Here is a 6051-nt window from a genome sequence, read left to right as displayed (position 1 = left end):
CGCCATCGAGGGTCTTCAAAGTCCCCAGGAGCTTTCCCTGCGCCCAACTATTCCAAGACTTGGCGATCAAATTGTAGGAGGCTCGACGCCCTCCGCTCGTCCCAAGTACTACGCGATCACGGAAGAATCGATTTCTGAGCACGAGGCGGGGATCTTTTGCATCCATGTTGGCGCCAGAAATTAGACCGTTAGCCCAATCGTCGATCTTGTCCGCGTACTCAGTTCGTGCCGCTTGGGCGAGCACCACTAGATGGGTGGGCTGATTGATCCCGGAGGCTCGATATGACGCAGCGGCAATGGGTGCCATGGTCGTAAGCTCTGGCCAGGCTGCAACGGCCCTCAGGATGTCTGAGGTGGCGGCTTTCGTGTCATAGAACCCATCGAAAAGGGTGACAGGATCCCACATTTTATACATCTGCCCAATGATCCGGGCTGCCGCAGCCACAATGACCCTATGGGGGATCTTTAGAAGCTGTGCCGCTTGTCGGCGATGCCCTGAGTCGAGTACATCAAACGTCTCTGCCTCACAATTGGGAATGACAAGCATCTCTACTGAAACACCTGAGAGCTTGATACCCATCAATCTATGCTGTCCATCGAGCAGCATGCCATTTTTATCGAAAGCGATACCCTGATGTGTTGTCCTCCACGCCCCATCTGCCATCGCCTTCGCATACCGTTCATAGACGGTATCTGAGAGAACGCGATTATGTGTCGGGTTGCAGTGAGTCAACCAGAGCTCGGCCATCTCTGGACTGATAGTCATGTACTTGGGTCCGATTGGCAGAGCCGGGAGATCAATCATGCTTCGCTTGCATCCCTTCGCGCATTTATGCCAGCAGCATGATTGCAGACCTGTGGGTCTATTTTACTCCTTTGCGTCTAAGTGATAAATCTGGATCTTTTGCGTGCGAACTATTTCGCTGTCGCGCAATTTGTGACGCTCTTTGACTCCGTCAGCTTCATCTTTGATCAGTATCTCGCAGCGCTATGCAGTCGATGACGCCCTGAACCTGTAGGTCGGCTCCAGTCGCTCAGGCAGGATGGTGAGTGCCTGACTACATGACAACGTCGGCGTACAGCGGCGAACAAGCACGGGAGCCTAAGATCCATAAGCGCAGGTGAGCGGCACACCTGCCCAAAGCCAGAAGCCCGTTCAACTTGCTTCGGGGCGAAGAGGTCGCGTGCCACAACCATGCCAGATCGAGCGGTCAACTGCGGTCAATCCAGGTGCGTAGCGGCGTTGGCGACCGTCGGCGGCATCAGCGTCCCGTACGGCTGGTGACCAGCGAGGGTGTGTCTGGACCCGGGCGCCAGGCTTACAAAGCAGATGTCGGCGGTTCGGAACCGTCCGCGCCCACCGACCACGAAGGCCACCGGTCGATCACGGCCGAGGGCCTCGGCCGTGGCGGGGCGCCTTGGCTCAAGAGCGTCTTTTCCTGCTGATCATCGTCGGACAGGCTGCCGTCATGGGGAACAGCGACTCGCAGCCGACCATGCGTGTGACCTTCACCGACTACATACCTGACCCTGACGACGACGATTGCCTTCGCAGAGCCGTGAACGTGACCGCTGATCTGCTGACCTTCGAGGACGGCCATGCGGTCCTGTGGTCGGCGGGAACCGAGGCCGCCCGGTACCCGCTTGCCGTGATCGCGTCTGTCGCGGTGACGGACAACCGTGGAAACGGCCGGCAGCCGAAGGACCCGGTGGCGATTCGCAGTAAGTATCCCAACGCGTATCAGCCATGGCTGCCGCAGGACGAGGAGCGGCTGCTCGCTCTGTATCGCGGGGGCACCAAGGATCCGGCCGCCCTCGCCGCCGAGTTCGGTCGGCAGCCGAGCGCCATCCGGTCGCGCCTGGCGAAGCTGGGTCTGGAGCACTTGGCGGCGGCGGAGGGGACAGATGCTTGAGCGCCGGCCTGGTCAGAGGACGTACGGGGGCCAAGCCCCCGGCAAACGTGGGGCGTTGGGTGTGATCGGATAGCACCATGAAGGGGACCTTGTATTTGTTCTGCTCAGCCGCGCCGCCCGTGTTCGATGTCGCCCGTGCGATCGAGGACGCTCAGAGCCGGGGCTGGGACGTGTGCCTCGGTCTGACGCCGACCGCCGCCCGGTGGCTGGAGCACAGTCTCGACGGTCTGGCGGCGCTCACGGGGCACCCTGTGCGGTTCGCGTACGAGCTGCCGGGGCAGCCGGATGTGTGGCCCGAGGCGGACGTGATCCTGTTCGCCCCGGCGACGTTCACCGCGATGAACGAATGGGCCTTGGGGCTGACGGCGAAGTTCGTCGTGAGCGTGGTGGCCCAGGGCGTCGGCAAGGGCATTCCCACCGTGATGATGCCCTGCGTGAACGAGGCCCATGTGCAGCATCCCGCCTTCGGCACCTCGGTGGCGACACTGCGGACGGCCGGCGTGACGGTGCTGTACGGGGAGGGCGTCTACGTGGCGAACCCGCCGGGCCAGGATCTGTCCGGCGGGTATCCGTGGGCCGTGGCGTTGAACGCCGTGGAACGAGCGGGGCGGGAGCCCGCCGGCGCCTGACGCGCCGGACGGATGGGAGCCCCCCCGCCCTGGACGGGTCCTACGGCTTGCGGCCCACGCCGCCGTAGGCGTCGACCGGGGTTGCGGGCTTGGGGGTGTCCGGGGCCGGGCGCCAGTCGGTGACGCGCACGATTCCGGGGTCGACCAGGTCGAGCCCGTCGAAGAAGCCGGTGATCTCGTCGACGCGGCGTACGTAGTAGGGGATGGCGTCGCTCTTGTTGTAGGCCTCCGAGGCGGCGATCATGCCTTCACTGGTGGCCGTGCCGTCGCAGATGGTGAGGTAGCTGCCCGACGGGAGGCCCGCCATGAGGCGGGTGATCAGGGAGCGGGCGTCGTCGTAGTCGGCGACGTGGCCCAGGGTGTTGAGGATCATCAGGGCGACGGGCTGCGAGAGGTCCAGGGTGTCCGAGGCCGCTTCCAGGATGGCGCCGGGGTCGTACAGGTCCGCGTCGATGTACGCGGTGCGTCCCTCGGGGGTGCTGGTGAGCAGCGCCCTGGCGTGGGCCAGGACAAGGGGGTCGTTGTCCACGTACACGATCCGGGTGTCCGGGGCGACCTGCTGTGCGACCTCGTGGGTGTTGTCGCCGGTCGGCAGGCCCGTACCGATGTCGAGGAACTGGCGGACGCCCTGCTCCGCGGCCAGGTGCCGGACCGCGCGCCCGAGGAAGTGGCGGCTCGTTCTGGCCACGTCGACGAGACCGGGGAAGATCGCCTTGATCTGGTCGCCGAGCTCGCGGTCCACCTCGTAGTAGTCCTTGCCGCCCACGAAATAGTTCCAGAAGCGGGCCGAGTGCGGCCTGCTGGTGTCGATCCGGGCGTGTATGTCGTCACGGTCCGGCACAAGAACCTCCTGGGCAACGTCGGTCATCAGCGGTGCTCCAACTTACGGGGCGGGAAGCCGTGTTGTCAGTGGTCGCTCCTATCGTGGTGTCAGTGGCGATCACTACGCGGCACTACGGGGGGCACCATGGCCAGCATCCATCCGGCGATCACGCACGAGCCGACGCGGCGGTTTCTCGCCGAGGGCCGACTGCCGGACGTCCATGAGCTGATGCGGTTCACGCCGCTCGCCGAGGGGCGGGTGGTGACGGTGTCGCGCCTCGTCGGTGAGGAGTTCGACCCGGCGGATCTCGATCCGTACATCGCGGGCCTGGTCGCCGTGGGGAATGTGCCGGTCGAGACGCACGATGCCCAGGAGATCGTGGTCGACGGTCGGACCGGGCGGGTGTTCAGCCTGCAGATGTACTCGCCCCGGCACGCGAGGATCCTTCCGTTCGCGCCGTCGCTGGAGGTGCTGGCGCGTTTCCTCGAGGCCGTCGACGAACTGGTCGCGCTGCGCGGGCGGTTCGCCGACCTGGTGGGGCGGAGCGGTGCCGAGGTGGTCGAGGCCGCCTCGGAGCGGTTGCTGTCCGTGTTCGCGGAGGAGGCGGCCGGGTGGGTGGACGAGATCCCGGCGTTCTGGCGCATCGCCGCGTTGATACGGCCCCTGGCTCTGATCGCCCGACCGGGCAGGGGGCTGCTGCTCGATCTGCCGACGGGGCTCATGGAGGAAGAGTTCGGGGCCGCAGAGGTCGTGCGGGTGGATCCGGCACAGTTGCCGGCCGGCCTGGAGCACGGGTCGACGCGGCGGTTCCTCGCCGAGGTCGGGTTGCCCAAGGATGGCCTCATGTTCTCGCTGGACGATGATCCCGAGACGTTGCTGGAAACACTGAGCGAGGAGCGGGAACGGCTCAGCAAGGACCCGGCCCTTCACCATCTGGGGCGTCTCGACAGGCTGCCGCCCGACGCCGACCGGCTGCTGGTGCTGGGCGGGCTGATGCACGACTTCGAGGTCGTGATCGACGGCCGCACCGGCGAGGTCCACTACGTCGAATGGGGCGCCGACACGGTGACCCCGGTGAACGCCGACATCTCGACCCTCGCCTTCACGGTGTGGATGCACAGCCGTCAGCAGAGCCTCGACAAGGAGCACCGCCTGACCGACGACTTCTACCACCAGCTCGCGGACACCATGATCGCTGCCCTCGCCTCGGTCGACCCGATCGCCTGCCTTCCCGCGAGCGGTCCGGACGACTACCGCTACTGGCCGGAGGTGTTCCACGACGAGGCGGGGGGCGTGCTGTGAGCCGTCCGCCGGCCAGGACGGTCCGCGTTTGGCCGTCTCGGACCGGGACCACGCCACCGTCCTTCCCGGTCATCCCAAGACGTACAAGGGGACGGAGCCGGGGGGAGGGGGCTGACGGCGATGCCGGCGAGCGGACTCGCGCCAGAGTGCAGGGGGGCGGTTCCGCGCATGTGGCCGGGGCGGACGGGTCCATGGCGTACGACGCGGCCGGACAGCGCATCCGCACGATCAACCGGCACGGCTCCCTGCCGTTGCTCGCTCGGACCCGGTGGGGCGCGGAGTCGCTACGGGGGTGGGCGCCGGCTGAACACCAGGGTCAGGGGCGCGCCCAGCCCTCGGCGTACCGCCTGAGGGCCGACTCGGCGCAGAAGTGTCGTCCGGATGGGGCCGTCGTCCGGAGGTGCCGGGGTGATGCCGCGCGGGCGGTTGGCCCGCGTCGCGCCCTTCCCGTCACCTCGTCGCCGCGGCGACGGACGGAACGGCGCGTGCGGTGCGTGAGACCGACGCGCCAGGGCTGGACGGCGCCGTGCTGCCACGGGGCGCCCGCCTGCGCCGCCGTCCCGAGCGCATACGGATGTGAGCGGCGGCGTCTGCCGGCCGCGGCGGAGCGGATCAGGCGTTGGGGCGCTTGCCGTGGTTGGCGCCCTTCTTCTTACGGGCGCGGCGCTTGTTTCCTCGCTTCGACATGGTGCGTACCTCCATCGCCAGTCTAGGTTCCGTCCATGCGTCGCGCAGCGGACACCGAACCGCGCATGCGACGGAGCGCACCTTCGTGGGACGGCCGTGCGCCCTGCCTGGGCGGTTCCACGGAGCGGGACTCTGCCCGGGGGAAACCGGCGGGAGACCAGGAGGCGACATGGCTCGTACACAGTCCAAGTGCGGCGCGCGCACCAAGCACGGTGGGCGCTGCCGGCGGCTCGCCATGGTGGGGGCCTCGCGGTGCAACCTGCACCGGGGGGACTGGGCGACCTACACGATCGAGCGGGACAGGGAGCGGGAGAAGGGGAGGGCGCGCAAGCGGCCGAAGCGGTGACCCCGGGGCACGGGCGGGCGCACACTGGGGGCATGTGCCGCAGCATCAAGACCCTCCGCCCGCCCGTGCTCCCCACCGAGGCCACCGAGGAGGACATCCGCGCCGCAGCTCTGCAGTACGTACGCAAGGTGTCCGGCTTCCGCGCGCCCGCCGCGCACAACCGCGAGGTCTTCGAACAGGCCGTGGACGAGGTCGCCGAGGCGACCCGGCGGCTGCTCGACGGACTCGAGGTCCGGGGCGTCGCCCGGGCGGGGCAGCGCTAGGGTCTTTCGTTTGGATCAGGCTGGATCAGGGAGTGGCGTCTGGTGCCGTGCATCGCAAGGCGGAGGTGGGGGTCCCCCGCCGAAGGCA

Annotated in this window: 8 protein-coding genes; 5 read left to right on the top strand and 3 right to left on the bottom strand. The window is 67.2% G+C overall.

Features of this window, described 5'->3' with window-relative positions; all coding sequences use genetic code 11:
• Nucleotides 1-748: hypothetical protein (locus ABT360_RS35015; protein ID WP_351825757.1), on the bottom strand; the 748-nt coding region annotated here is incomplete at its 3' end.
• Nucleotides 749-1418: 670 nt separating this feature from the next.
• Between ABT360_RS35015 and ABT360_RS35010 the strand changes: the two genes are divergently transcribed.
• Together ABT360_RS35010 and ABT360_RS35005 are read left to right on the top strand one after the other, a co-directional pair.
• On the top strand, nt 1419-1913 hold the full coding sequence (locus tag ABT360_RS35010) for a hypothetical protein (protein WP_351825755.1): 495 nt from the start codon (nt 1419-1421) through the stop codon (nt 1911-1913).
• Nucleotides 1914-1990: 77 nt separating this feature from the next.
• Nucleotides 1991-2542, top strand: coding sequence for a flavoprotein (locus ABT360_RS35005; RefSeq protein ID WP_351825753.1), 552 nt, complete (start codon nt 1991-1993; stop codon nt 2540-2542).
• A 40-nt stretch (nt 2543-2582) separates the two neighbouring features.
• Here the strand turns inward: ABT360_RS35005 and ABT360_RS35000 are convergent, their stop codons facing one another.
• Nucleotides 2583-3410, bottom strand: coding sequence for an SAM-dependent methyltransferase (locus ABT360_RS35000; RefSeq protein WP_351825751.1), 828 nt, complete (start codon nt 3408-3410; stop codon nt 2583-2585).
• Between the two features lie 99 nt (nt 3411-3509).
• Between ABT360_RS35000 and ABT360_RS34995 the strand changes: the two genes are divergently transcribed.
• Entirely contained in the window at nt 3510-4667 is a 1158-nt protein-coding gene (locus ABT360_RS34995; RefSeq protein ID WP_351825749.1) for an SUKH-4 family immunity protein, read from the top strand.
• Nucleotides 4668-5279: 612 nt separating this feature from the next.
• Here ABT360_RS34995 and ABT360_RS35480 read toward each other — a convergent pair.
• Nucleotides 5280-5354 (bottom strand): 50S ribosomal protein bL37, encoded by a 75-nt coding sequence (locus ABT360_RS35480; protein WP_373297613.1) that lies wholly within the window; start codon nt 5352-5354, stop codon nt 5280-5282.
• 169 nt (nt 5355-5523) lie between these two features.
• Between ABT360_RS35480 and ABT360_RS34990 the strand changes: the two genes are divergently transcribed.
• Together ABT360_RS34990 and ABT360_RS34985 are read left to right on the top strand one after the other, a co-directional pair.
• Nucleotides 5524-5700 (top strand): hypothetical protein, encoded by a 177-nt coding sequence (locus ABT360_RS34990; protein ID WP_351825747.1) that lies wholly within the window; start codon nt 5524-5526, stop codon nt 5698-5700.
• A 32-nt stretch (nt 5701-5732) separates the two neighbouring features.
• The gene (locus tag ABT360_RS34985; protein WP_351825745.1) at nt 5733-5963 is read left to right on the top strand and encodes a DUF2277 domain-containing protein; all 231 of its coding nucleotides are present in this window, start codon (nt 5733-5735) and stop codon (nt 5961-5963) included.
• The last annotated feature ends 88 nt before the right edge of the window (nt 5964-6051 follow it).

This window comes from Streptomyces sp. NPDC000229 (assembly GCF_040300825.1).
GTDB lineage: Bacteria > Actinomycetota > Actinomycetes > Streptomycetales > Streptomycetaceae > Streptomyces.
This window is presented reverse-complemented; position numbering and strand designations above follow the sequence as displayed.

Excerpts from the sequence above, each read along its gene's own strand:
- ABT360_RS35000 (WP_351825751.1), bottom strand. The coding sequence starts at position 3,410 with ATGACCGACGTTGCCCAGGAGGTTCTTGTGCCGGACCGTGACGACATA.
- ABT360_RS34995 (WP_351825749.1), top strand. The coding sequence starts at position 3,510 with ATGGCCAGCATCCATCCGGCGATCACGCACGAGCCGACGCGGCGGTTT.
- ABT360_RS35005 (WP_351825753.1), top strand. The coding sequence starts at position 1,991 with ATGAAGGGGACCTTGTATTTGTTCTGCTCAGCCGCGCCGCCCGTGTTC.
- ABT360_RS34990 (WP_351825747.1), top strand. The coding sequence starts at position 5,524 with ATGGCTCGTACACAGTCCAAGTGCGGCGCGCGCACCAAGCACGGTGGG.
- ABT360_RS34985 (WP_351825745.1), top strand. The coding sequence starts at position 5,733 with ATGTGCCGCAGCATCAAGACCCTCCGCCCGCCCGTGCTCCCCACCGAG.